Here is a 476-nt window from a genome sequence, read left to right on the forward strand (position 1 = left end):
GCCGTGAGGACGGCGTCCAGGCCAAGCGCGACGAGACCGTCGGCGCGACTGCGATCGACCTGGTCGAGGTGTACCGCCTCGAGAGCGTGCCGGCCTGAGCCCGGCAACCCCCATCTACCTGATCTGAGGAGGCACGCCGATGGCGGCCATGAGTCCCACTGTGCCCACGGCCGCCGGGGTGGCGTGGTCACCAGCGGCGGTGTCGTCGTCCGACACCATCTCCGCGTCGATCCTCGGCTCTCGGGGCGCGTACCTGGTCGTCATCAACGGTGGCGGGTCACCGGACAACGTCACGATCTCCGACTCGGGTTTCACCCCGGCCGGCAACGCGGCGTCAACTTCGGCAAACGCGGTGGCGAACGGGACCACCGAGGTGATGTTCATCAGTCCGAAGCGGGTCAACCCGTCGACCGGGCTGGTGACGGTGGCGCACAGCTTCACGACCAGCGTCACCTACGTGCTGATCCCCGTGGGCG

The 476-nt window shown here is 68.7% G+C and carries 1 protein-coding gene; it reads left to right on the forward strand.

Translation table 11 applies throughout. The annotated features are described in order from the left end of the window. Nucleotides 1–139 precede the first annotated feature (139 nt). Nucleotides 140–476: hypothetical protein (locus OO70_RS53545; RefSeq protein ID WP_078651922.1), on the forward strand; the 337-nt coding region annotated here is incomplete at its 3' end.

This window comes from Streptomyces xylophagus, from assembly GCF_000716435.1.
In the GTDB taxonomy this organism is placed as follows: Bacteria; Actinomycetota; Actinomycetes; order Streptomycetales; family Streptomycetaceae; genus Streptomyces; species Streptomyces xylophagus.